14 protein-coding genes, 1 tRNA gene and 1 pseudogene are annotated in these 25,370 nt (G+C 39.5%); 8 read left to right on the top strand and 8 right to left on the bottom strand.

Going from position 1 to position 25,370, the window contains the following annotated elements:
* The first annotated feature begins 4 nt into the window (after positions 1–4).
* Entirely contained in the window at positions 5–847 is an 843-nt protein-coding gene (locus B2906_RS15705) for a DUF3667 domain-containing protein (protein WP_286941570.1), read from the top strand.
* A gap of 67 nt (positions 848–914) precedes the next feature.
* Here the strand turns inward: B2906_RS15705 and asnS are convergent, their stop codons facing one another.
* On the bottom strand, positions 915–2,366 hold the full coding sequence (gene asnS, locus B2906_RS15700; protein ID WP_286941567.1) for an asparagine--tRNA ligase: 1,452 nt from the start codon (positions 2,364–2,366) through the stop codon (positions 915–917).
* Between the two features lie 175 nt (positions 2,367–2,541).
* Between asnS and rpoN the strand changes: the two genes are divergently transcribed.
* Both rpoN and B2906_RS15690 read left to right on the top strand, forming a co-directional pair.
* Positions 2,542–3,996, top strand: a complete 1,455-nt coding sequence (gene rpoN / locus B2906_RS15695; RefSeq protein ID WP_219956758.1) for an RNA polymerase factor sigma-54 — start codon at positions 2,542–2,544, stop codon at positions 3,994–3,996.
* Positions 3,996–4,616: a PA-phosphatase gene (locus tag B2906_RS15690; protein ID WP_219956757.1), complete on the top strand. Its 621-nt coding sequence runs from the start codon at positions 3,996–3,998 to the stop codon at positions 4,614–4,616. The genes rpoN and B2906_RS15690 overlap by 1 nt, the downstream gene beginning before the upstream one ends.
* A 49-nt stretch (positions 4,617–4,665) precedes the next feature.
* On the opposite strand, the gene B2906_RS15685 is transcribed toward B2906_RS15690, so the two are convergent.
* A complete protein-coding gene (locus B2906_RS15685; RefSeq protein ID WP_286941564.1) occupies positions 4,666–5,412 on the bottom strand; it encodes a porin family protein in 747 nt (248 codons plus the stop codon).
* 271 nt (positions 5,413–5,683) lie between these two features.
* Here B2906_RS15685 and B2906_RS15680 point away from each other — a divergent pair.
* Both B2906_RS15680 and B2906_RS15675 read left to right on the top strand, forming a co-directional pair.
* Positions 5,684–5,757: transfer RNA gene (locus B2906_RS15680), tRNA-Arg, on the top strand.
* A gap of 344 nt (positions 5,758–6,101) precedes the next feature.
* Positions 6,102–6,359, top strand: coding sequence for a hypothetical protein (locus B2906_RS15675; RefSeq protein WP_286941561.1), 258 nt, complete (start codon positions 6,102–6,104; stop codon positions 6,357–6,359).
* Between the two features lie 31 nt (positions 6,360–6,390).
* Here the strand turns inward: B2906_RS15675 and B2906_RS15670 are convergent, their stop codons facing one another.
* From B2906_RS15670 to B2906_RS15650, 5 genes are all read right to left on the bottom strand, one after another.
* The gene (locus B2906_RS15670; RefSeq protein ID WP_286941559.1) at positions 6,391–7,623 is read right to left on the bottom strand and encodes an MFS transporter; all 1,233 of its coding nucleotides are present in this window, start codon (positions 7,621–7,623) and stop codon (positions 6,391–6,393) included.
* Positions 7,624–7,730: 107 nt separating this feature from the next.
* Positions 7,731–10,478, bottom strand: coding sequence for a hypothetical protein (locus B2906_RS15665; RefSeq protein WP_286941556.1), 2,748 nt, complete (start codon positions 10,476–10,478; stop codon positions 7,731–7,733).
* 179 nt (positions 10,479–10,657) lie between these two features.
* Positions 10,658–14,164, bottom strand: a complete 3,507-nt coding sequence (locus tag B2906_RS15660; protein ID WP_286941554.1) for a gliding motility-associated C-terminal domain-containing protein — start codon at positions 14,162–14,164, stop codon at positions 10,658–10,660.
* A gap of 105 nt (positions 14,165–14,269) precedes the next feature.
* Positions 14,270–15,022, bottom strand: a complete 753-nt coding sequence (gene yaaA, locus B2906_RS15655; protein WP_286941552.1) for a peroxide stress protein YaaA — start codon at positions 15,020–15,022, stop codon at positions 14,270–14,272.
* On the bottom strand, positions 15,022–20,541 hold the full coding sequence (locus B2906_RS15650; RefSeq protein WP_286941548.1) for a gliding motility-associated C-terminal domain-containing protein: 5,520 nt from the start codon (positions 20,539–20,541) through the stop codon (positions 15,022–15,024). Before B2906_RS15650 ends, yaaA begins: the two co-directional genes overlap by 1 nt.
* Positions 20,542–20,624: 83 nt before the next feature.
* On the opposite strand from B2906_RS15650, the gene B2906_RS15645 reads away from it, so the two are divergent.
* Together B2906_RS15645 and B2906_RS15640 are read left to right on the top strand one after the other, a co-directional pair.
* Positions 20,625–21,671, top strand: a complete 1,047-nt coding sequence (locus B2906_RS15645) for a PorP/SprF family type IX secretion system membrane protein (RefSeq protein WP_286941545.1) — start codon at positions 20,625–20,627, stop codon at positions 21,669–21,671.
* 9 nt (positions 21,672–21,680) lie between these two features.
* Complete coding sequence (locus B2906_RS15640) at positions 21,681–22,913, top strand: M48 family metallopeptidase (protein ID WP_286941543.1); 1,233 nt, start codon at positions 21,681–21,683, stop codon at positions 22,911–22,913.
* Between the two features lie 172 nt (positions 22,914–23,085).
* Here B2906_RS15640 and B2906_RS15635 read toward each other — a convergent pair.
* A pseudogene (locus B2906_RS15635) lies at positions 23,086–24,477 on the bottom strand (Gfo/Idh/MocA family protein).
* A gap of 444 nt (positions 24,478–24,921) precedes the next feature.
* Here B2906_RS15635 and B2906_RS15630 point away from each other — a divergent pair.
* Positions 24,922–25,053: a hypothetical protein gene (locus B2906_RS15630; RefSeq protein ID WP_286941542.1), complete on the top strand. Its 132-nt coding sequence runs from the start codon at positions 24,922–24,924 to the stop codon at positions 25,051–25,053.
* Positions 25,054–25,370 lie beyond the last annotated feature (317 nt).

Genomic DNA, 25,370 nt, shown 5'->3' with positions numbered 1-25,370 from the left:
TTCAATGGAAAAAAGAAAATCTTCTTGTGTAAATTGTGGAACAGAGCTTCAGGGTACTTTCTGCCATTCATGCGGAGAGAAGCAAATTGATCAAAAGGATAAAAGCTTAATTCATTTTTTAGAGGAATTTGTAGCCTCAGTTTTTTTTGCTGATGGAAAGTTTTTCAAAACGATCAAGCTTTCAATAACAAAGCCTGGTGAATTGACTCGTAGCTTTGTCGCCGGAATTCGAAAAAAATACCTTTCTCCTCTTCAGCTCTTTTTCTTCGCTAATTTGATTTATTTCATCTTTCCAGTCATCTCGACATTCAATACTACTCTGGATGTACAAATGTACCAACTTCCCTATAGCTCATCAGTGAGACCGGTTGTGGAGCGGTATTTGGAAATTACGCAAGACGATCCTGATGTATTCAAAGTCGAGTATGAACGAGCCTCCAATGCCAATGGTAAATTACTCTTAATAGTTTTGGTAGTACTCCAAGGCCTTTTTTTAAAACTTCTTTTCTTAAGAAATAAAAAGCTTTATCTCATTGATTTTTTTGCCGGATCTGCATACTTCTATGGATTTTACACCTTATTTATTTTAGTGCTTTTTCCGACATTATTCAATTGGTTTTCGAGTTTATTCTCATTCGGTTTAGCATCAAGCATCAACGAGTTGAGCTTATCAATAATTTTTATGCTGATCATCATAGGCTATATGTTTACAATGCTTAAAAGGGCTTATGAGACTTCTAATAAAGGCGCATTATGGAGAGGGATACTCTTGGGCATATTTATCATCCCAAGTTTTATTATTTATCGATATATATTGTTTTGGGTTACTTTTTGGACTGTTACCTAATCAAATATTAAAAAAAAATCCCCGACATTTTTGCCGAGGATTTTTGTTGAAGGGTGTAGCTTTTGAATTAAAATTCTGCGTTCCCTGGAGTTCTTGGGAATGCTATCACGTCTCGGATATTTCCCATTCCCGTTACAAACTGAACCATTCTTTCGAAGCCCAATCCAAAGCCTGCATGAGGTGTAGCTCCGAATCTTCTTGTATCTAAGAACCACCACATTTCCTCTTTTGGAATGTTCATTTCATCCATTCTTTGCAGGAGAACATCAAGTCTTTCTTCTCTTTGAGAGCCTCCGATAATTTCCCCGATTCCTGGGAAAAGAATATCCATAGCCGCTACTGTCTTTCCATCATCATTTTGACGCATGTAGAATGACTTGATTTCTTTCGGATAGTCTGTCAGAATTACAGGTTTTTTGAAATGCTTTTCTACCAAATACCGCTCGTGTTCTGATTGTAGGTCAGCTCCCCAGGATTCAATCAGATATTGGAATTTCTTTTTCTTATTAGGGTTGGAGTTTCTTAGAATATCGATAGCCTCTGTATAAGAAATGCGAACGAATTCATTGTCTACTACAAATTTCAATTTTTCCAGCAAGCTCATTTCTGAACGCTGGTCCTGCGGCTTAGATTTTTCTTCATCCAATAATCTGGATTCCAAGAATTGTAAATCTTCCTGGCAATGATCCAAAGCATATCGGATCAAATATTTAAGGAAGTCTTCGGCTAAATCTGCGTTGTCTTCCGCATCATAGAAAGCCATTTCAGGCTCAATCATCCAGAATTCAGCTAAGTGGCGAGTTGTGTTGGAATTTTCCGCTCTGAAAGTAGGACCGAAAGTGTAGATTTCAGAAAGTGCCATGGCTGCCAGCTCTCCTTCCAATTGGCCAGATACAGTCAAATTAGCTTCTCTTTCAAAGAAGTCTTGCTTGAAATCCACTTTCCCTTCTTCGGTCTTTGGAGGATTTCCAATATCCAGAGTTGTTACTTTGAATGTTTCCCCTGCACCTTCTGCATCAGAAGCGGTGATGATAGGAGTATGGATATAGAAAAAACCCTTATCATTGAAATATTGGTGCACTGCAAATGCCAAAGCATGTCTTACTCTGAAAACTGAACCAAATGTATTTGTACGCATTCTCAAGTGAGCGATTTCACGCAAGAATTCAAGGGAGTGTTTTTTTGGCTGTAAAGGATACTTCTCTGGATCCGCCTCGCCCAAAACTTCTATGCTCTTCGCATTCAATTCAGAAGACTGCCCCGCACCTTGAGATTCAACCACCGTTCCTGTGATTTTGAGACAGGCTCCGGTTGTGCATTTTTTCAGAATATCTTCCGAAATGACATTTGGATCAGCCACCACTTGGTAATTGGTAATGATAGACCCGTCATTCATGGCAATAAAAGAAACATTCTTGTTGGATCGCTTGGTACGAACCCAACCCATTAATGTGATTTCACTACCTATTAGACCCTGCTCTAGGATGGTCTTGATTTTTACCCGCTTGTTGAATGCCATGATTTCGTTTTGGTTTCAAATAAGGCTGATAGCCGAATTTTTTATAGTCTGCAAAAAAACGATTAAATAAGCTTTTTATCAAAAATTTGCTTGTTTTTCCTAACTTTGAATTCAGGGCTTTTTTTCTGAAAAAGTCCTTTTTTGAACCCAAAATGCAGGTTTTACTCAATTTCCAATGCAAAAGCTAAATCTTAGCCAGTCACTTTCACAGAAGCTTTCTCCACAGCAGATACAGTTTATCAAGCTATTGCAGGTTCCTACAGCAGAATTGGATGCTAGAATTGAGGAGGAATTGGAGATTAACCCAGCACTGGAAGAAGGAAAGGAGGAGAAAGAGGATACTTCTCAAGATGAATATGAAGACTCCTATGAGGAGGACCTTGGATCTGATGACAGAGACCTTAACCTGGATGACTATCTAGACGATGAGTATGGCGGATACAAAATGCAGGGTGATGGAAATTATAATTCAGATGAAGAAGATCGTGAGATTCCTATTTCTTCTCAGGCTTCTTTGCACGAATTATTAATTCAGCAGCTCAATTTTTTAAAGTTGGATGAGAGACAAAAAATAATCGGGCAACAGCTTATTGGAAGTATTGAAAATGATGGATACATCCGAAGGGATCTTGAGGCCATTATCAATGATTTGGCTTTTAGCCAAAATATAGAGACGGATATAGATGAGTTAGAGGAAATTCTGCGAAAGATTCAAACTTTTGATCCTGCGGGAATTGCTTCAAGAAACCTTCAGGAATGCCTCATTCTGCAATTAGAAAGAAAAGAGCATCCTGAGGATCCCACAGTTCAGCATGCCTTACGAATCATGCATGATTGCTTTGAGGAATTTACCAAAAAGCATTACTCTAAAATCCAGCGGAAATGCGATTTGAATGAAGACGAGATCAAGGATGCCGTCAACTTGATTACTAAGTTAAATCCTAAGCCGGGAGGAGTTTCCGAAGGATTAGTTCGTACGCAATACATCATACCGGATTTTATTTTGACCAATAATTCAGGGAAATTGGAAATAAGTTTGAACTCCAAGAACGCTCCTGAGTTAAGAATATCCAGATCATATGCGGATATGTTTGATGCCTATGATAAATCTGATAAAAAGGACAAAAAACTGAAGGAGACAGTCACTTTTGTTAAGCAGAAATTAGATGCTGCTAAATGGTTTATCGATGCGATCAAACAACGTCAAAATACTTTATTGAGAACCATGGAGGCTATTTTACAATATCAAAAAGAATTCTTTTTGGATGGGGATGAAACGAACTTACGTCCGATGATTCTGAAAGATATAGCCGAAAAAATAGACATGGATATCTCAACTGTTTCCAGAGTTGCCAACAGTAAATCCATTCAAACAGAATTTGGCGTTTATCCTTTAAAGTATTTCTTTTCTGAAGGTATTGCTACTGATAGTGGGGAAGATGTCAGCAATAGGGAGGTGAAATCTGTATTGCAGGCTATGGTAGATGAAGAGGATAAAAAGAGACCGCTTTCAGATGATAAGCTTGTGAAAATGCTGAATAAAAAAGGATATAATATAGCCAGAAGAACTGTTGCCAAATACAGAGAGCAATTACAGATTCCAGTGGCGAGACTTAGAAAAGAACTGTAGTGGGGAGAAGTCTAGCGCTGATTATTTCGGTTATTTTCCAGCCATTGATTATACCAACACTGGTTTTTGGTATGATTCTTTTTGTGGTACCCGAGGCAAGTAGTGTTCCTTTTGAATTTAAAGTCAGGATCTTTTATTTGATCATGTTATCCACTTTAGCTATTCCAATGATTACGATACTTGGACTGAGACTTAGTGGTACAGTGAAGAGTCTTCATATGATCGATATCAAAGACCGACTGATTCCTTTTTGTGTGACTTCAGTATATTTTTTGATGACGGTCTATTTCATGTTTGAGATGTCTGAATTAGACCCCATATTATGGCAATCCTTGGCAGTAATTACTGCGGTTGTGGTGATCTTAACGATAGTCACCTTTTTTTGGAAGATGTCAGCTCATATGACTGGGGTAGGAGGGCTTTTAGCGTTGGTAGTTGTCTTAGGAATGAATTTTCCGAATTTCGCCATACTTTACCCTTTATTAGCTGCTTTATTGCTCGCTGGAGTAGTTGGTACTTCAAGATTGTTTTTGAATGCCCATAATCCCATGGAGGTTTATATTGGCTTTTTCTATGGTTTTTTTACCTGCTTTTGGGGATTTCTTTGGGTTTGGGGATAAAAAAAACCGGATTGAAAAACCCGGTTTCTTCTTACAATTTATTCAAAGCTTAGAATAGATTCACTGCAATTCCAAAACTAATTTGCTGTGATTGGTTAGCAGCCGGACCTTGTCCCTCTTGGAATAACCTGTTCAGTCCAAAATAGCTCCAAGCATAGAATCCTGGAGAACCTGCCTTTAGGGTTAGGCCATATCTCAATTTCTCTAAACCATAATTCTGAGAGTCTTTGATTTTTCTGGTCAAACCATCTTCATCTGTGTATTTGATTTTGGAATGGGCATTATATAGAAAGCCAACTTTTCCACCTACACTTACCCGAAATCCTTTAGTGTAATTATTTCTATTGACATGGTAAGTCAGGTCAAGAGGTACTTCGAAATAGTTCAGCGAGAAAACATTCTTGTCTACTGAGATATCATCCCCAAATACATCTGTCAACTCCAGGAAATCACTGGATTCAGGGCCTTTAGATGGATCATTGAAAAGATTCATCTCATCGTTAAAAGCCAATTTGTCTGTGCCAATACCAAATCCAGGGTCTAAAGTGAAACCGGAATTAGCACCGAATACTGAAATCGGATATTGGTAGTAGATATTGAGCGTTCGGGATCCAAAAAAACCTGTACTCATATCCTCAGGTCGGTTGTTGAGCACATTGAATCCAAATTCCACAACTAGATCTGCGGGAATATTGGGTCTTCCACCTACAGGAACTTTTGGTTTCTGTACTGTTTCTTGAGCAAGCGCGAATGGGCCAATTGAAAATGCTAAAAGGACTATAAATAATTTTTTCATGTATTGGTTAATGTTTTTCAATAGTCACATGTAATCTTGCATGGCGGGTAGTCTTGAATGATGGTTTGACTGCCTTTGTGCCCAATTGAATTAAAAGAGTGCTTAATTACAATGTATTGCGGGCAAAAATAGAAAATCCCTGAGGAATTAACCTGTTTTTGCTCTTAATAATTCTTAAGTGTCGAAATGAGTTCCTCCTCTACCTTTGTAAAAAAGCTTCAGAGAGATATTTGGAAAAAATCGATTTATAAGTACCTTTGCAAACCATTTCGGCCTCGTAGCTCAACTGAATAGAGCACTTGATTACGGCTCAAGAGGTTTCAGGTTTGAATCCTGACGAGGTCACGATAAAGCTCAACCCATCGAGGTTGGGCTTTTTTATTTCAACCTGAAGCCTTTTTATCTGGTAGGATATTTTTGATTTTTAAAGGAGGAGGTTTCAAGTTTGAATTCCCGCTTTGCGGGACAGGCTCTGACGAGGTCACGATAAAGCTCAACCCATCAAGGTTGGGCTTTATGTTTTTAGCACTGCTAAATTTTTCAGATGCCTAGAGCATCTTATTTTGGAAAGACGTGATGCGAAGCTAAGAAATTTTCAATGTGGGCAGGTTTCATAAAGCCCTTCACTGAATAGGCTATTTTCTTTTTTTCAGATGTTCTACTTACTTTAGGAGTAGTTTAGTAAGTATATGCGCATAGCGAGAAATTTCATCATTCTTTTTATTCTCTTTTTTTCATCTTGCGACAGCTGGCTGCAAGATATCGGCTTAAAAGATATTAAGCGAATTGACGGGCCATGTACCATTTTGTTGGTAGATGGTACTGTCATAGAAACCCCCCATAGTTTGGAAGTGACCATTCGAACTGAGGCAATAACTTATAGAGATGAAAATGGAAAGCTATGGTCTCTTTTTAGGGAAGAATACGAAAGTTATTCCTGTCAATAAAAAAAAGCAGCCCGAAGGCTGCTTTTAAATTTTAGTGTGCTGCTGTGACAGAAGGAACGTTTTTGGAGTTCTTTTGCCAGATAAATAAGATAATGAATAGCACAATTAATATGGATGGGAAAATGGTAAGCTTGAGAAGAGTTTCCTGACCGGTTGCCAATTCTAATTCAGCACCACTAAGACCCGCTGCTAAATTGGAGGCTCTTGCAGAATCAATCCAGCTGCCGATGACAGGTTGCCAAATCGCAGTAGAGAACATTCCAACACCACCTATGATAGACATACCCAAGGCCCCACTCAGAGGTACTCTTTGGGCTACTGCACCCACCATTACAGGCCAGAAGTAACATACTCCAATAGCAAAGATAAATGCCGCAACGTAAGCCATTGGGCCAGTAACAATGCTAAACAAGTAAATACCAATAGTTGCGAAAATTGCTCCTCCTAGAAGTACTCCGGTCTGACCCAATTTACCTACCACTGGACCTGCGAAGAATCGACCTACAGCCATTACTCCGGTTGTAAGAGCTAGAATCAACATACCGCTTGCTCCAGAGCTATCCAGTACCACATTTGCCCATTGCTGAGTTCCAAATTCAGTAATAGCTGTTAAAGCCATGCAAATGAAAAGGAAGATGTAAAGCGGGCTGATCATTGCCTTTAAGTTGCTGGTAACAGAAGTAACTCCTTCGACGGTTGGTTTAGGGAAGGCTTTTCCAAAGAATAGAACGGCATAGGCAACGGTAGGTACCATCATGACCCAAATTTGAGCTTCCCAGCCAAATCCTGCGTCGGTCATGAACTTTGAAATGAGAGAGCCAAGAACAATACCTCCAGGGAACCACATATGGAACCTATTCAGCATTTTATTCATAGTCACCCCTGTGTACATATCTGCAATCATTGGGTTACAAGCCGCTTCTGTACATCCATTACCGAATCCGATAAATAATGTAGAAATCAATAGAGTAGTATACCCATCGGCAAAAATTGTCATCAGAATACCCACTGTGTGGGTTAAGAAGGCAATATTCATGATGATTTTTGGACCAACTGAGTGGTAAAATAGACCTCCAAGAATCATTGAAATTGGGAAGCCTAAGAACCACATGGAGTTGATGAAACCAAGTTGCTCGGCACTAAGCCCAAATTCCTCTCCGAGTTGCGGAAGAATTCCAGCACGGATTGCAAAGGTAAAGGCCGTGGTAATCAGCGCGAGACAGCTTGCATTGAAGAGCGCGTTACGGTTAATAGCTTGAGTCATAGAATAGGTTTTTTGGATTTAGGATTGATATGCATTCGATTGAAACGTTTGAAAATAGGAAAAATATTGCAATCGGGCTTTTCCGCCAATAAAAATTTTAATCCTACCTATTCGATTACAAAAAGTGAGCTGGTTATTTTTTCCTCAAAACCATAAATTTTATTTCTCAAAGCAAGTACAACTGCATAGGTCCCTAACGGAACTTTACTCCCTTGCAGAGTTCTTCCATCCCAGTTAAGAATAGGTTTTTCTATTGGTATTTCATTTATGAAAGAATGAAAAATCAATTCTCCCGTTCGGTTGTAAATAAAAACCTCCGCTTCTGTTACCCCCTGGGATACTAATACCCTGAAGTCTCTGTTGGAGTCATTCAACACCATAGCATTCGGGAATACCACTTTAAAGTTACATGCGTCATAAGTCGTGAAGGTGGAGAAAAATTCACAGCCATCAACCGTGGTAACAATTAAGGAATAAGTCCCTACTTGGTCTGGTTTGTAAATCCTATTTGTTGAAACTAAATCTTCTTCAAAATACCACTCGTAGCTTGCAAAATCTCCGGGATCTATACCGGGAAGATTATTTTTCTTGGAGCAAACTGTATAGACCTCTTCCAGATTTGGAGGTGTTAAAAGGGTGCTTTTTTCAACTTGAATGAAATTTCTTCCAATCTCGCAGCCTATTTTATTGAAAGCGACGGCTTCGTAGCTACCTTCTCTAGTGACTTCTATTTCAAATTGATTCTGAAATTGGGGTAAATCTTCTCTATTGTCATTGATATCAAAGTAAATCCACTCAAGCCGGTTTACAGCACTTTTTGTTGTGCTAAGAGTAATAGTTGATGTGCCCGGCTCAGGACAGATCTTAGATGCGCTCAAATCCATTGGAACAGATAGGACAGGAGGTTCTATTTCGAATGCTATAGGTTCATTTGGACAACTTCCAGTTTCTAATGGCTGAACATTTAAAGTAAATCTCCCATTGGAGGTGGGGTAAAATAATTCTCCTCTTCCCACTATATCCCCAGATTCATTGAGCCAGCGGATAGACGTTTGTTCGGGTTTTAAACCTGCGATTTCGGTCTTATAAATCCTGTTCCCAAAGCAATCTTCTTCTAAAAGGATTAGATCGAAATTGATTTTAGGGATCACATTGACCTCAAAAGTAGTTCTCTTTGGACAGCCTCCAGTGGAGCTATCTGCAGCTTTCCCCAAAAGTGAATAACTCCCACCTTTGGTGAGGATAAATGGCTCTCCCGAGTTTTTTGTGATCTCATTGCCTGAAGGGTCTGTCAGGGTAAGGATTAAATCTTCTGAAGTTTCAGGAATCAATTCAAAGCTTTCGCATATATTGATTTTTTTGGGAACGCTGAAGTTTACAAGATTTTTTGACTCGATGATTATTTCTTGGGTAGGGTAGGCACAGCCGTCAATATTTAATTCTAAAAAATATGTCCCCCCTGCTAATGTCTGTTCTACAACTTGCTGATTTTGGATAAATCCTTTTACTATGGTACCAATTCCATTAGACATTACTCTATATTCACCGTCCACATTTCCTTGGTTGAATGTCAGTTTTAACTTTCCTGGGTTAACTCCAATTGCACCGCAGGTTTCAGGCTCAACTTCAATAGTTGGTTCATTGATATCAGGAACATCACCTGTGTTAATAGGGGGATCTTTAGGAGCTAAGTCCAGTAGAGTAGTTAATTTGCAACCATTGGAGTAGGCTGAAATAGTATAGATCTGAGCTTCAAGGTTTGAAAGCGAAACTGCTTGATTTTCCGGCACATTAGACTGGAAGAAACCAATCTCTACCACTATCAATGAGTCTAAATCTGTTGAAGCATTGATGGTAAATGCACCATTATTTACAACACAGTTATCAGGCCTGTTTTGAATTGTAAAGTTTAGATTCGGTGATTCATTTACCGTAAATATTTTCCTTCTTTCTGATCTACAACCAGGGTAATTTGGGTCAATAGCACTAAAAATTATTGTATACTCTCCTGGACTTGAAATGTCGGTGTTGCTTAAAGGGATTTCAAAAGCCGACCCTAAATCTGTTTTATCGTTTGAGCCAGGTTTGATAATGCTCCAATCACCAGGATAAGGCGTATCTAACCCAGCAGATAGGGCTTCGCCTTGACAAATGGAACTTTTACTTAGTTGAATCTCAAAGTCGAGCGATGGTCCTACATAGGTAGTTCCGGTGATTAAACATTCTGCCGCTCCAGAGGTGTTATTTGTCAAAAATAATTCGACTTGATAAAAGCCTTCATCAAGAACAGTGACTGTGTTTTGATTTCCAATTACTTTTCCATTAAAATCTTTCCAGATAAAAGTATAATCTGAAATAGTAGAAGTATTTGGATCAATTGCACTTAGCTGAACAGGGGTATAGCTACAAATCAAATAATCAGGCAAAAGAACTAATTCTGGCCCTTTCTTGACATTTACAGTCAAATCATCTTGGTAGATGATAGATGTAGCTCTTCTAACGCTAAGCTCTACCTTATAAAGTCCTATTTCATTGAATGCTACCTTAACGGTTTCAAACTGAGGGCCTCCACCGGTTCGGTCAAAAATCACATTTCCTTGTGGATCTGTAACCTCCCAGGAATAAACATCCTGAGGATCACCTCCTCCACTGAAAGTACCGATAACTCCACCGAAAATAATACATAGATTTTCAGGGCCTACCAAGTTGGGGTCAGCTTGATAAGCATGATTTGAAGAGTTAGGTTGAATTGCTTCAGTTATGACTTTTTTTGCGGCAAGGCCGCCTGTCATAACCAAAAACAGAATAAACAATACCCCAATCTTCCACTTAGGAAATTGAGCATTTGTTTTCACGGATTCCTTTCGTTGGGTGATATCTAATTTACTTGATTTTGAGGAAATAAGCTTAGCTTAATTCATCATTCAAAGATCAAAAATCCAACCAAAATCAGGAATACGGTTAATTGTTTCTTAAATATAAAAATCTGGATGAGAAACTTGCCATCCTTAAAAAGATGGTAAGTAGGCTGGATTTATTCAACAACCAGCAGGGAGCCTATTGTCGTCTGATTTATATTCCTCTCTGTATTTGAATAATTTATCCGGATGGTATATGCTCCATTTGGAATCTTCCTTCCTTGGTAGGTCCCATCCCATGGACAAGTTGACTCCTCGGAAATAAGATTTTTATTTTCACAATGAAAAATTAATTCTCCCCATTGATTGAAAATCCAAACATCTAATTCGTCAATCAGATAATTGGTGTAAATCAAAAATTGCTTATCTGGGTTACTTGGCGTAAGTGCTGTAGGGAAACTTACTCTTAATTCACATTCTTCTTCTGTTGTAAAGGAAGTGGAATAGGAGCAGCCTTCTAGGCTCGTAACTGTCAGTGAATAATTTCCAATCAGATTAGGCTTGTATGTTGGGCTGGTAGAGACTAACTGTTCTCCATAGTACCACTCGTAGGAAGCAAAGTTTCCAGGATTTAAGACAGGAGCTATTTCATATCTTGGGCATATTAGATAATTCTCCTCTAAAGCAGGTCTGACTACATCCTGACTTTTCAGAATCAAAACACTTTCCGTACCTAAAAGGCATGGGATTGAGTTGAATATTCTTGCTTCGTAGCTTCCTTCGTTGGTTACTGAAATCTCTCTAAGATTGGTAAAGTTGCTGAGTTGAGTTGCTGTTCCATTAATATCTGTAAACCACCACTCAATTCTTGAAACCTCATCAAAATCTGTATCTAGCCTAATGTTTGTTAAGCTTGCATCTGGACAATAAGGGTCAGATTCAAGAGCCAGAGGCAAAGAAAGAACTGGAGGCTCAAACTCGAAAGAAATCGGTTCAATTTGGCAAGTGGTTGAATTCACAGGTTGAACCTCTAAGCTATAAGCTCCAGGATTAGATAGCTGAAGAAATTCATTTCCTCCGATAATTGTCCCATTAGCGTCTCGCCAAAAAATTTCTACCTCGTTGGCTTGATAATTTGATAAGGAGGCTTGATAAATTCGGCTTCCAGAACAATCTTCCTCGAATAATATGGGCTCAAAAATTACTGGCTCTACAATACTTACTTCAATTTCTTTTTGTTCTGGGCAAAATGGAGTAGGACTATCACTGTCAAATGCCAAGAAGGTATAAGTTCCTGGCTCGATAAGTTCAAAAGAGTCCCCTGAATTTCCTTCTAGCTCTTCACCCGAAGGCGTGGTTACGAAAAATATCAGATTTTGATTTGTGGTTGGGATAAGATTGTAGCTTTCACATATTGTAATTTCCTGAGGAATGTCGAAAAGAACTTTTTCCGGAGTAAGATCTAGTTCAACAGAGGATCTTCCAAGTTCGCAATTTTTGTTTATATCAGGAATAATGCTGAACACTGAAGCTTCATAAGTTCCCCCGACTCGAGTAGTAATTTCAGTTTGATTTTTTAATTCTGGTAGCTCAATAATATCTCCATTTTCATCAAATCGCCTCCATTCAATATCTGTTATTGCATCTGGAAAAGTAGTTTCCAAAGTAATCATGGCTTCAGGGCCGAATTCACAAAGCTTGGTAGTAGTTAGTGTAACATCTACCGACAAAACAGGATCTTCTATTTCAAATTCTTTGGGTGGAATAGGGCAAGAGGAGCTATTGGCAGGTTGAACTTCTAGCTTAAATGTACCGGTGCTTGTCGGATTTAGAAACTGGTTATTCCCTACCACCTCGTCATTTTCATTGTACCAAGTAAATATTACAGAGGTAGAGTCCCTATCATAAATCTCAGCTTTATAGGTTCTATTTCCTAAACAGTCTTCTTCGTTAAGTACCACCTCAAATTCAACAGGATCTACCAAAGTGACTTGGAAAGTTTGGGAAACAGGACATAAATCATCCTGATTTGGAAGCCGCCCTATAATCTTATAAGTTCCTTCTTCTGTTATAGTGAATGGCTGGTTTACGTTCCTGAACTCTGAATTATTGGAGGGACTGATTAACTCAAATTCTAGTGCTTGGGTAGTTTGAGGAGTGAGTTCAAAAGATTGACAGATAAAAAGATCACCTGGGATGGAGTAATTAACAAGCTCTTTTCCGGGAATTTCAACAAACTCTTTTTTGGGTAGTGAGCAGGAATCTTGATTATAAAGTTCGAAGACAAATTTTCCTCCCGGAACATCTATCAATAAATCTGATTTATCTGAAAAGGATTCATTTTTATAAATAGCTCCTTTCTCACCTAAAACTCGATAAAAACCATCTATAGGGCCATTGAGAAAGTTGACCTTGAAGCTACCATTAAGCTTTCCATCAAGCGTACATGTTTCCCCCTTTTCATCTGTTATTTGGAAATTTAGTTCGGTTGGAGGATTATCTAATGGGACAACTGAGGCATAAGAATTCCCACAATTTCCTAAAAAGCTTATCAAATTATATGCCCCTGACTCTAATCCAGATAAAGTATATATATCCCCCGGCTCAAGGGATGGAGACACGACAGAAGTTCCTTCTACAATGATATAATCGATCTTCGTGTTTGCCCTAATTTGAACTCCTCCATCGGGTATGTTACAACCACTCGATCCAATTGAGCCTATGATTGTAAAGTCTGGGATTGGATTAAATGTGAATGTGTTTTGGATTAATATTTCACAATCTACTGCATCAGGATTGATAACCTCATAGGTGACTTCGTAATCTCCAAAACCATCATTAAGTTGGTTTTGAAAAATAAAGAGAGATTCACTTGTGGTTAAAAATGTTCTTGAGCTTTCCCCAACTTTGTTTAAATACCAGTTTCCAACGCTACTTGGATTAGTTGAAAAAGTAATTCCTTGATCTTCACAAATAGAACTTAAACTTTGTTCAACTTTTATATCAGATGAGTTGTTAACTTCGGTCGAAAGGTTAGTGACACATTCAGATTTCCCAGAACTATTTGGGACGAATACAATAACAAAATATTTTCCTGAATTAACGACAGTTAAGTTATTAGCATTCCCAATTTCATTTCCCGATTCATCTCTCCAAATAAACTCATAAGAGGCAAAGTTTGGAGATGAAGGATTAATGGCTGTAAGATTTAATGGGTCTGTTCCACAAAGAGAATATTTAGCTTTTAAGGCAGGAGTGGGTCTGTCCTGGACTAATACATTGAGAGTTTGAAGAGGAAAGACCAAGACGCCTCTTCTCACAGAAAGTTCTACCCGATGAACTCCTCGAATTGAAAAGGTGTAATTGATTGTTTGTAGGAGAGCACCCCCAGAAATAGATAGTAATAGAGAATTGTTTGGGCCAAATATTTTCCAAGAATAAACATCAGCAGCCGGTATACCTCCCCCAGAAAAAGTTCCAATTACACTTTCTCCGCCCAGTGGAAAACATAGTGTTTCAGGACCTTGAAGATCGGGTTGATTTACTAATGGGAAATCAAATTCATCTTCTGAAAAATTAGCGCTGCTAGGTGTGAGTATAATTGAAAAAAAAAACACTCCTAACAAGAGCAAAATTGTTGCTCTATAGTTGGAGTGTAAGTCTTTCAATTTATTCAGATGCATTTTTATTGGAGTCAACCACTATTTTGGAACGTAAATCTACCAAATTCCCTGACTACCAAAAAATTAAGCCTCGATTAACTTTGAATTTAAGGTTTATTCATTTCACTATCTCACAAATACCCAATCGCTATGATCACTCAAAGGCTCTGAGAACTCATAGCCTTCTACATTAAAGGTTTTGAGATCTTCAGGATATGTAATTCTATTTTTTATGGCAAAGTCAGTCATCAAACCTCTTGCCTGCTTTGCAAACAAGCCAATTACCTGGTATTTTCCTTCTCGATGTTCCTTGAAATGAATATTGATTACTGGCGATTTCAAGGTCTTTAAATCAACTGCCTTGAAATATTCCTGAGAGGCCAAGTTAACAACCGGTTTTCCGGCCGCTACTTGATTGATTGCTTTCGCAATTTTAGTATCCCAATATTCGTAAAGATTTTTTCCTTTTTTAGTTTCCAGTCGAGTACCCATTTCCAGTCTATAAGGCTGAATTAAGTCTAGAGGTTTTAATAGCCCGTATAATCCTGAAAGAATTCTTAAATGATTTTGAGCGAATTCGAATTCCTCTTCACTGTAATTGTCAACATCAATTTTGGTGTAAACATCTCCTTTGAATGCTAAAAGCGCTTGCTTGGAATTGTCAGGAGTAAACTCCTTTTGAAAGGTTTTAAATCTCTCTTCATTCAAGTTCGCCAAGCTATCACTTACTTTCATTAGGTCTGCGATGTCCTTCGAACTTTTCTTTTTCATTACTGATACCAAAGATTTGATATCAGAAGTGAATTCTGGTTGGCTGTATTCTTGGAAATTTGGAGTGCTGTAGTCTAAAGTTTTTGCAGGAGAAATTAAAATTAACATTACTGTATAATCGTTATTGCTTTGGTTATTTGTTCGGTTTTGTTCTGATCTACACTAGTAAACCTTACAACTATGGCATATGTTCCGTTTGGAACGAATTTTCCATTTACAACACCATCCCAAGGACAGAACGGCTGAGCGGGCTCAAGATTTTGATGCTCACAATAGAAAATAAGCTCTCCCCATCGATTGAATACAAATACTTCCGCTTCATCAATATATTCATTGGCATAAAGAATGAAGTTTCTGGATGGGTCATTTAAAACAACACCTGTTGGGAAAGAAACCTTCAAAGAACAGTCTTCTAAAACCTCAAAGGTTTCGACGTAAAAGCAACCCAAATTATCAGATACTGTTAATTCGTATATACCTGGTTGAGTAGGTGTGAAAATTGCATCCTGAGAAACCTCCTCTCCATTCAATACCCAAGAATAATTATCATAATCTCCCGGATTAATGCTTTGGGTTACTCCTTCAACGGCGCAGATAGTAAACTCAGTAGGGACCACAGGTGGGATAATAATGGACTTTGCAACCTGAGCGGCTGCTCTGCCAAGATCACATCCCGCGGCACTTCTTAATAAAACCTCATAGGTCCCTTCTAAGCTGGTTTCAATAATTGGTAGGTCGTCAAACTGGAACAACCTTGTTCTAGTCCCACCTTGAACAGAATACCATTCAATGTTCGCAACATCACTTAGATCAGCTACAACTGTTAGGTTGGTAGATGCCTGATCTATACAGAAAGGAGTTACATCCAATTCCACATCTACAGTAAGCTCTCGAAATTCAGCTGTGAAATTAATCGGAGGTGTGGTACATAAACCTCCACTCCTAGGCTGTACTTCTAAGCTATAGTCTCCATCTCTCGGTGGAGCAAAACTTTGTTGCCTTCCTACAATCACTCCCCCGGCATCTTTCCATAAAAAGATGACATCAGCTGGAACCGCGTTATTCAATTGTGCTTCATATCTAATGCCCACCTGACAATCGTCAATCGGACCTACCAATTCAAAGTCAATGGGCTGAGTTATGGTAGCATTGATGTTTATCTCCCTAGGACAATCTTCTCCACTTGGATCTTGGCCAAGAAGGGTGTAAGTGCCTGTTTGAGTGATAGTGAAAGACCCATCTGAATCTGGTTGTATGGTATTGCCACCAGGGCCAGTCAAGGTGAAAGTAAGCCCATCGGATGGGGTAGGGCTGAAGGTATAGCTTTCACACGCTGTAAAATTGCTTGGTGCTGAGAACTGTACCAAGAATTTTTGTTCAACCGTATACAACTGAGGGTCTGGAATAGCACAGTTACTAGGGTCTATAATTTCAACCGAATACTCCCCGTATGGAACTGGAATGTCCACAGAATTCACATTTGCTAAAGTTCCGGAAAAGACTTGACCATTTCCCTGTCGGGTAATTTGATAACTACCATTTACAGGAGACCCGCCAGTAAAAGTGATTGAAATTAATCCTGGCTCAACTCCATTAGGGCCACATGTTTCATCGGTTGAGGTCACTGAAAATTCATATCCTGCTGGAGGGTTACTGTTTTCAATGCTCACAGTGGCAATGTAAAAACAGCCGAAGACATTTTCTGCCTCAATGGTGTATACATCCGGTAATAAATTATTTACTGCGATCACATCACCAGCATTGACATTGGTGAAAACTTCCCCGGTTTCCTGGACAGTGACTGTAGCAGCATTTGCCTGCATGGTAATTTCAAAGGACCCATCAGCAGTTGTACAATCAGTTGCTGGAGTCGTTTGAACTACCGTAAATAGCGGAAGCTCGTTAACTATTAGATCAACTTTTTTCTCAACCTGACATCCTTCTAAAATCGGGTCTTCAGTAATAAAAATGATTTCATAATTTCCAGGACCAGGAAGAGTATTAACAAATAATTCCAATTCAAAAAACTCACCTAAAAGAACTCTATTTCCATCCTGATCTCTTTCATAATACCATTCTCCGCTGATTGGTGTGTCAGGTGTAAAGTTGACAAGCACATCTTCAAAGCAAACCTCTTGGGCATCCTGATTGATATCAAATTCAAAGGCAGGACCAACAAACACCTCAGCCGTGGCAGGGCATGTTTCATAAAGGGCGATTTCATCATCACTTAATCCGTCAGGAATTCTATAGCTTACTACTACTGTGTAGATACTTTCCTCATCAACCGTAATTGTATTGGAATTTTGATCTCCAAATACCTGACCTGCTGCATTGGTCCACTGAAAATCATACAATCCTTCAGCTGGATCATAACCATCAATTGCTGTTAAAACTACTGGAGTTCCAGAACATAAAGTGGCATCAGATTCCAATGTTAAAGTTGGTGGAGCATCCACTTGAATTTGTAAGCTATCTACAAAGTAATTCTCTGTCGCACATCTGGTTACATTCAACTCTACTGTATACAAACCAGGCTCATCGAATAGTTGATCCAAATTCTGAAACTGATCTCCAGGGCCACCGAAATTATCCAAAATCACTGTGCCGTCATCTCTGGTAATCGTCCAGAAATAGGAATCAATGTCAGGTTCTCCGCCACCCTCAATCAATGCTCCAGCTCCATTCACAGGGTCTAGACATAATCTCTCTGGTGCGAGTAAGGAAGGTTCAGGAATTGAGCTTCCGCTATTTTGGACAAAGGAAGGAAGTCCCAAATTTGCAGTCCCTGGCATGGGCTCAACTGAATTCTGGTTGAATGTACTACTGGAATTACAACCTGCGCCAACTGCAATTTGTCCAATTTGATTGCTTCCTACTACAGCAACATAGATGTTGCCATCAGGACCGATTTGTAGGGCTCCCAAGTTGAGCCCGGAAGTGCCCCCTATTTGGTTTCGAGTGGAAAGAATACAAGCTTCTCTTTGAGGGCGCGTATTTGCATTACCAAAACAGGATGGACATGTGGCAGCATTAGGATCATCATTATCCACAGGTTGAATGGTAAATTCTTCCACTCCAGGTCCTCCATTTCTGTAAGACACAAAGACTTTTTCCCCGCTGTCTGAGAATTCCAAGCCATACACATCTCCATTACAGCCCAAATCGATTCGGGCATATTCTGTCATTCTGCCTGTACTAGCATTGAAATCAAAAATTTCTAATTTATTACAGCCTCCCTCTGAGATTGTGACAGCTACTTTACTTCCATCAGGGCTGAATTTCATGGCGCCGACCCCTGAGTTGAATCCATGATTACTTCCTACCGAACTGAGCACAGGTTGTCCTATTCCCTGTGAGGATACAGGATAAGCTCTAAAGGTGTTGTTCCCCAATTCATGGAAAAGTACCCAAGTAGTATCCCCGTTGTTAAAAGCTGCAGAATGCTCGGTGGAGGGACTGAATAGGAAATTGTCCTTTGTAACCACATTACCCACTCCTGTTGGGTTATCTGATTTGATATCTACCAAGGAGAATTTTACCTGGTTACTTCCATTTGCACTTCTTTGAGTAGTAAAGAGATAAAATAAAGTTTGTTCGTCTGGAACAGGAACGGCTATGACACCCTGGCTAGATCCATTATCTCCACCAATGGCATCTCCATTAGCCATTAAGTCTCCGTTTAAATCCCAGACAGACTCCCCGTCTGTATAAAACAATACCTGACCGGCTTCATCTGAAATGGTGGTTGTACCTGCCGGAATATTTTGAGGGTGCCTTTGGGCGATGGGTCTCGGAACAGGTGCATTCGGATCATTTGGATCCGGATTAAAGTCTATCCCTGCTCCATCTCCAAAATACCAGATATTATTGCTTTGATCTTGCAGGTCCCAGACCTTGACTCGGATTTCGGCATAGGCATAGCATTCCGAACCTGGCTCTCTCACCAAAACCCAGTATAGCCCTGGAAGACATACTTCATTCTCCTGCCTTGTACCCCAGCCTTCATCCCGGTAATTTGACCAGAAATATTCGTATTGATCACCTCCGCCCGGAGGTGCTTCCCCGTCCTGTTGACCAGCCGAGTTTTGAGCCTCAAGAAGTGCTGCAATATCCACACATTGACCCTCGCAGATGGTGGTGTCTTGCGGCGTAAAGTTTGCCTCTAGGTTATTTTCTGTCAATGGTATATCCTTGGTAACAGTCTGACTTTCCCCATCTGCAAATGTTACCGTAAGTGTCACTGACACACTTTGTCCTTGAGCAGCATCCGCTGGAATCAAAAAGTGCTCTTGCGCATAATCTGCAGGTAAAGGATTGCCGTCAGAATCAGTTAGAGGAGGATTGAATTCCCAACTGAAAGAAACAGGTCTGTAATTTTCCGGCGTAATTTCGCTGGTCAGCTGAACAGGATTGTTGGCACAAGGCATATCTGGATCCCAGTCAAAGTCCACCGTTGCATCAATATCTGCGTTAGGAGCAAAAGTTGGAAAGATAGTACCACAAAAGTCAGCACCGGCGAAAGGATCAATTTCTACATTGATGTCATCAATCTCCTCTTCATTTGGATTGGTAACTTTCCCTATGAGTTGTGGTCCTCCAGTGGTTTCTTCATAAATAAAATAGAGTTCTCCATCAGGCCCAACTTTCAAATCATAAACTGTTGAAGGTTGAGGATCTAAAGGAATTTCCTCTGGAGTTGCCGTGAGATCATTGCTTGGAACTCTGAAAAGTTGACTTCCTCTGGAGAAATAAATGAAATTACCATCTGGAGAAAAGGTCGCTCCTTCAATGCTGTCAGACCCCCCCGATTGAGAAATGGGAGTTGCATTGCCAAAATTACCTGAAGAGGTATCAAAGTCCATGACAACAATATCCTCACCCGGATTTTCTGGAATTAAAATTAACTTACCACTATCGACATCAAATACGATGGCTTTTGGAGTGAATGGTAAGGCTTGAGTGTCTGTCTGGGTGAAATTACCTGCTGTACCTTCGATTCTCCTAGAGATCAGATTCCCTCCATTGAAACTGATCAAATAAGAGGGGGAAGAAGGAGATTTCACCACTAAAATTGCTCCTTGAGCATTGCCTATGGCTTGATCTTGCTCCACGATTTCACCCAAAGGACGTTCATTTCCGGTAGCTTGCCCGGGCCTATTCATGTCAATCAAGGTATAGAGCAGCTGCCCTCCCGGAGACACATAAAACAAATAAAAGAGCTTGTTGCCATCCGGCTCGTATTCCAAAAAACCTGAAGCCACTTGCTGTCGAGTATCAATTGGGCCATTGAGATTGCCCACTTGTCCTTGGATAGGTGCTCCACTGTAATCATACACGATGGAGCCATTCGAATAAAACAAGGGTTGACCTGTAATAGGATCAATCGTGACAGAATTGCTGAATTTATCCAAAATGATCGAGCCGGGAAGACTTTGAACAGTTGGATTTTGTCCTTTTCCGAAGGATAAATAATTATTTGGAGTGCCAGAACCGCAGTATCCAAAAATCCATTCATTGTCATTAAAACCTTGAGCTTGAGATACAGCTGCACTTCCAGCCCAGAAAAATGCGCTTAATAAGGTGAAAAAAAGGATTTTATGTATGGAATACGAGTTGCTTTTCATATTTTTCGAACTGCTATCTAAAACAACCTAGAAGAAGAAACGTTTTAGATGCTGACTGAATATTCAAATAAACGAACAAATCCTTGTTACGGTCTTCGCTGCTTATAGTTTTTTTTGGAACTCTGGTTTTAAGCCTGAGCCATTCTGCCTTTGCGCAGGATCCGCAATATAGCCAATATTATGCAGCCCCTCTTTATTTGAATCCCGCGATGGCTGGGGGAGAACTCACGGGTAGGGTAGGTTTCAATTACAGAAACCAATGGCCAAGTATAGATGCCCAGTTCACCACCTTCTCTGCATTTTATGATACTTATCTTCCGGATTATAATGCAGGGGTAGGCTTTCACGTCATGCAGGATACGGAAGGAGCCGCTAAACTCCGGTCTACGACTATTTCCGGTATTTTTTCTTATGAATTGAAGTTGGGAGAAAATTCTTATTTCAGACCTGGTTTTCAAGCAAGTTATATTCGCAGGGAAATCGGTTTTTATGAAAACCTCATCTTTGCCAACCAGATCAATCCTAGTGATCCTTTTGGCCCAACCCTTCCCGGATCTGATATTCCGGGTCTTGGTGATCCTGTTAGTATGCTTTCTCTTTCATTGGGAGGGATGTTTTTTACAGAAAACTTCTGGATTGGATTGGCTGCACATCATGTGAATGAGCCCAATCAGTCATTTATAGATGGTTTGAGTCCACTGCCTGCAAAATTTTCCTTGCACGGAGGATATCGAATTTCCTTGGGTGAGGGAAGTTTCCGGGGGGATTTTACCCACATAAGAAAGCAACGCTATCTGACTCCCACCTTCAATTACAAAAGGCAGGGGCCTTTTGAGCAGTTGGATGTAGGAGCTTATTTTTATGTAGAGCCCTTAGTCTTGGGTTTGTGGTATAGAGGACTTCCTTATAAGCCAGTTAATAACCAAAGCAACCGTGATGCAGTTGTACTGATGGTGGGAGTAAATCTACTGAGCGGCTTGAATATCGGTTATAGTTTCGATTACACTGTATCTCAATTGGGAATACAGTCTGGAGGAGCTCACGAATTAAGCCTTTCGTGGACACTTCCTAATAATTACCAAGGCAAGCCCTCCAGAAGGGATACCATCCTGCCTTGTCCTAAATTCTAAACATTTTACATGAGTCCTGAGACTTTAAAATACCTCTTGATAGGAGTGGTGAGCTTTGGCTTTTTGCTTGAGAAAATTTTAAGCTACCTCAATATCCAAAGACCGGTACCCAAAGTACCAGAAACTTTGGGACAGTATCTCAGTTCAGAAAAGTTATTGGAAGCCAAAGCCTATCAGCGTGAAAATTACAACTTTGGCCTGGTCACAGGTATTTTTTCTTTCGCTTTGACAATCCTGTTTATCTATATGGGTTGGTTTGGCTGGATTGATGATTGGATTGGCAACTATATCAGCAATCCTCTTTTTCATTCTGTAGCCTTTTTTGCCCTTATATTTATTGGATCTGATTTGATCAGCTTGCCTTTTGATTATTACAGCACCTTTGTCATTGAAGAAAAATACGGTTTTAATAAAACCAGTTTAGGTACTTTTTTCTCAGATAAGCTGAAAGGATATATTCTTTCCCTGATTGTTGGCGGTGGCTTATTACTAGTTTTCTTATGGTTAATCCATCAGATGGGACCTCATTTTTGGTGGATTTTCTGGGCAGTGGCAGCTGTGTTCATGGTTTTGGTCAATTTATTTTATACTGCTTGGATACTTCCCCTTTTCAATAAATTAACTCCTTTGGAAGATGGAGAATTGAAGCAAAAAATCATTCATTATGCCCAATCAGTTTCTTTTCCTCTGGAAAATATTCTGGTGATGGATGGAAGTAAAAGATCAGCCAAAGCCAATGCCTTTTTCTCAGGCTTTGGCAAGAGAAAAAAAGTAGTCCTGTATGATACATTATTAGAACAGCATCCTCCAGATGAATTGGTCGCTGTTTTGGCTCATGAAGTTGGGCATTACAAGAAAAAGCATATCATTTTGGGCATGTTGACCTCTGTATTGCAGGTTGGCTTACTGTTATTTTTGCTGTCTCAATTTATTTTTTCAGAAAATATGAGCCTAGCATTAGGTGGGTCAGGGTGGTCTGCCCAATTGAATATCATAGGATTTACCATGTTATTTTCACCTATTTCCATGATAATTGGGATTGGGATGAATTGGCTTAGTAGAAAGAATGAGTTTGAAGCAGATGCTTTTGCTAAAGAAACTTTTGAAGGAAAGCCTTTGGCAGAAGCATTGAAAACTCTTTCAGTAAAAACGCTAAGCAATATCAATCCTCATCCTTGGTACGTGTTTGTGAACTATTCTCATCCGCCTCTTTTGGATAGATTGGAAAAGTTGGAGAAGTGAGTTGTAAGGTGGGAAAGTTGTAAAGTGATAAGGTTTTGATCAAATCGTTTTTTTAAAATTGAATTTCTATAATCTTGACTTTGTACCAGTAAAAACAAAAAATAACCTCCCAGATCACTATCCAGATGGCTTCTTTGATTCTAATTCTTCTTCTAGATTCTTGGGTCTAGATTCAAGACTCTAGCTTCCAAACTCTATAAAACTCCTCCCACCCCTTTCTTGGCGGCATTCCGGATAAGACTTGATTTGCCAGTGGATTATTGGTGATTTGACGAGTTTCCCGATCAAATTCTAATTTGGTACCCATTTGCTGGGCCATCACTCCTAGACAAAATACCTGACTCAAAGGTCCGGCGATCTAAAAAGGAGATCTTGTTTTGCCCTCACCTTTACAAGCTTTTAGGAAGTTGGCAAAATGGCTGGATGGACTTTGAGGGACTTCAGGGAGTTTCGATTCCCATTCTTTTGTTTTTTCTGAAGGAATGATAGATAAAGTGCTTCCATATGAACCTCCTTTGAAAATCAATTCTTTGCTGTAAATGATTTTTCCCGGGTTCAGTTTTGCAGGTTGGATCTTTCCGTTGCTTGGTGGTGGGATATTCGGATCCAATTCGGAGACGCCATAGCCATCCGGAATGGACGGGATATTTTCCAAGCCATCTTGCTAGGTAATGGTCATCGGAGGCATTGTGCCAAGAGAAAGGAATTTGAATTCCAAAGTAGTGGACATCGGGAAAAAGAACAAGTTGTGTCCGCTGAGTTTGGTCGGATTGATTTCATATGGTAATCCTAAATCTAGAAATTGATGTGCGGTATCTATGATATGCGCTCCCCAATCACCCAAGGCTCCCATTCCAAAGTAATACCAGCAGCGCCATTGTCCGTTGTGAAAATCTTTGTTGAAAGCATGCGGCTGAGCCTGGGATGTCCAAACATCCCAGATCATCGTTGAGGGAATGGGCTCTGCCGCTGGAAAATATTTAATAATGGTATTCCAATCATGCTTTCTCCTTCTGCTATTCATATGGGCAGTCATAGCGGTCACATCTTTAATGATTCCGGCGTCCTTCCAGGCTTTAAACTAAAATTAATTTCCTTCTGAATGTCCCTGATTCCCCATTTGAGTCGCCAGTTTTGGGTATTTCTTCGCGGCGGCCATCATCAGATCGACTTCCTGAAAAGTCCGAGCCATTGGCTTTTCCACATAAACATGCTTGCCTTCTTTTAAGGCCATCATAGTCACCGGAAAATGCGAAAAATCCGGCGGGGCAATGCTTACTGCTTCAAACTCTCCTCTGATCTGATCAAACATCTTTCTGAAATCCATAAAGCGTTTGGCCTGAGGAAACATTTCCATGATCTGAAGAGTCTGCTTGGCTCCCATATACACGGCGCAAAGAGCTACGACATTGCAAAGACCAGTCGTATAAAGTTCTTTGATGATCTCAGCGCCTCGATTGCCAATTCCAATACAGGCAAGATTAATTTTGTCAGAAGGAGCTGCATAGCTCATGGATTTGCCTTGTACATGAGGAGAGATCAGCGTCAGTCCGGAAAGACCCATAGCAGCAGAGGCTCCGGTCTTGAGAAAGTTTTTTCGATTGGTTTTTCTATTAGGTTCTTTGGGGAATTGGAGGATCGAATTTCTCGTTCTATAAGCAATTCTAAGCTAGGAAGGAAATATTAAAATCGGTCATTGCATTTTGGAAATCAGCGGAATCGATATCGAAGCGAGTTAGATTAGAGAGGCAATTTCAAACTAATTAAAATTGCACTGAAAATAATTTATAAAAAATGAAAATTAGTTTAAAATTTTGTTTAAGGCATTTTAACTGTCACTTTAATTGGTCAGAGGGGGGGTAAACTAAAAAAACAAAATATTCATTTGAATTCAACCCTTACAAAAGTACAATTTTAACTAAAACAAAAGGATCTAGAATTTAGTAAATTTGGAGAGTTAGTTTTAAGTAGCTATAATTAAGTATGTTACACTTATAAATTATTAATTATGAGAAAGAGATTATTTCAATTGTCAGGTATGATTGGCTTATCTATTATCCTGATGTTAACAATGGAATTGATAAACCCAGAAGGTGAAAAGGGTTTATTCTTAGCCAATGTGGTTAGTAGCGGTTTCTAGCAACAGAAGTTGCCAGATATTTGCGGCCCTTTAATGGGGAATTCTTCTGGAACGAGGTATTGTTGTGCAAATATTAATGCAGATGAATGCTTCGCAGCAACTTGTGGAGGAGGTAGCAATACATAGAATTACTTTTCTTTATTATTTTATAAAAATTAAATAATCTTATTATGAAAAAACAATTAGGTAAATTATTAGGTGGAATTTTTCTCTGCTTACTAGGTTTCTTTGTTCATGACCTCAGTTCCTCAAATGGCGAAGAACTTATTTTTTCGAAAGTAATTGTAAGTGGATTTGTAAGCTTCCCCAAAAATAGG

The organism is Algoriphagus sp. UBA3586, from assembly GCF_002376385.1.
Lineage (GTDB): Bacteria > Bacteroidota > Bacteroidia > Cytophagales > Cyclobacteriaceae > Algoriphagus > Algoriphagus ornithinivorans.
The sequence above is the reverse complement of the archived record's forward strand: the minus strand, read 5'-3'. Positions and strand labels throughout refer to the sequence as shown.

Bases quoted from the DNA above. Each gene is read 5' to 3' on its own strand.
- B2906_RS15675 (WP_286941561.1), top strand. From the start codon at position 6,102: ATGCGCATAGCGAGAAATTTCATCATTCTTTTTATTCTCTTTTTTTCA.
- B2906_RS15650 (WP_286941548.1), bottom strand. From the start codon at position 20,541: ATGAAAAGCAACTCGTATTCCATACATAAAATCCTTTTTTTCACCTTA.
- B2906_RS15630 (WP_286941542.1), top strand. From the start codon at position 24,922: ATGAGAAAGAGATTATTTCAATTGTCAGGTATGATTGGCTTATCTATT.
- B2906_RS15640 (WP_286941543.1), top strand. From the start codon at position 21,681: ATGAGTCCTGAGACTTTAAAATACCTCTTGATAGGAGTGGTGAGCTTT.
- B2906_RS15705 (WP_286941570.1), top strand. From the start codon at position 5: ATGGAAAAAAGAAAATCTTCTTGTGTAAATTGTGGAACAGAGCTTCAG.
- yaaA (WP_286941552.1), bottom strand. From the start codon at position 15,022: ATGTTAATTTTAATTTCTCCTGCAAAAACTTTAGACTACAGCACTCCA.
- asnS (WP_286941567.1), bottom strand. From the start codon at position 2,366: ATGGCATTCAACAAGCGGGTAAAAATCAAGACCATCCTAGAGCAGGGT.
- B2906_RS15670 (WP_286941559.1), bottom strand. From the start codon at position 7,623: ATGACTCAAGCTATTAACCGTAACGCGCTCTTCAATGCAAGCTGTCTC.
- rpoN (WP_219956758.1), top strand. From the start codon at position 2,542: ATGCAAAAGCTAAATCTTAGCCAGTCACTTTCACAGAAGCTTTCTCCA.
- B2906_RS15660 (WP_286941554.1), bottom strand. From the start codon at position 14,164: ATGCATCTGAATAAATTGAAAGACTTACACTCCAACTATAGAGCAACA.
- B2906_RS15685 (WP_286941564.1), bottom strand. From the start codon at position 5,412: ATGAAAAAATTATTTATAGTCCTTTTAGCATTTTCAATTGGCCCATTC.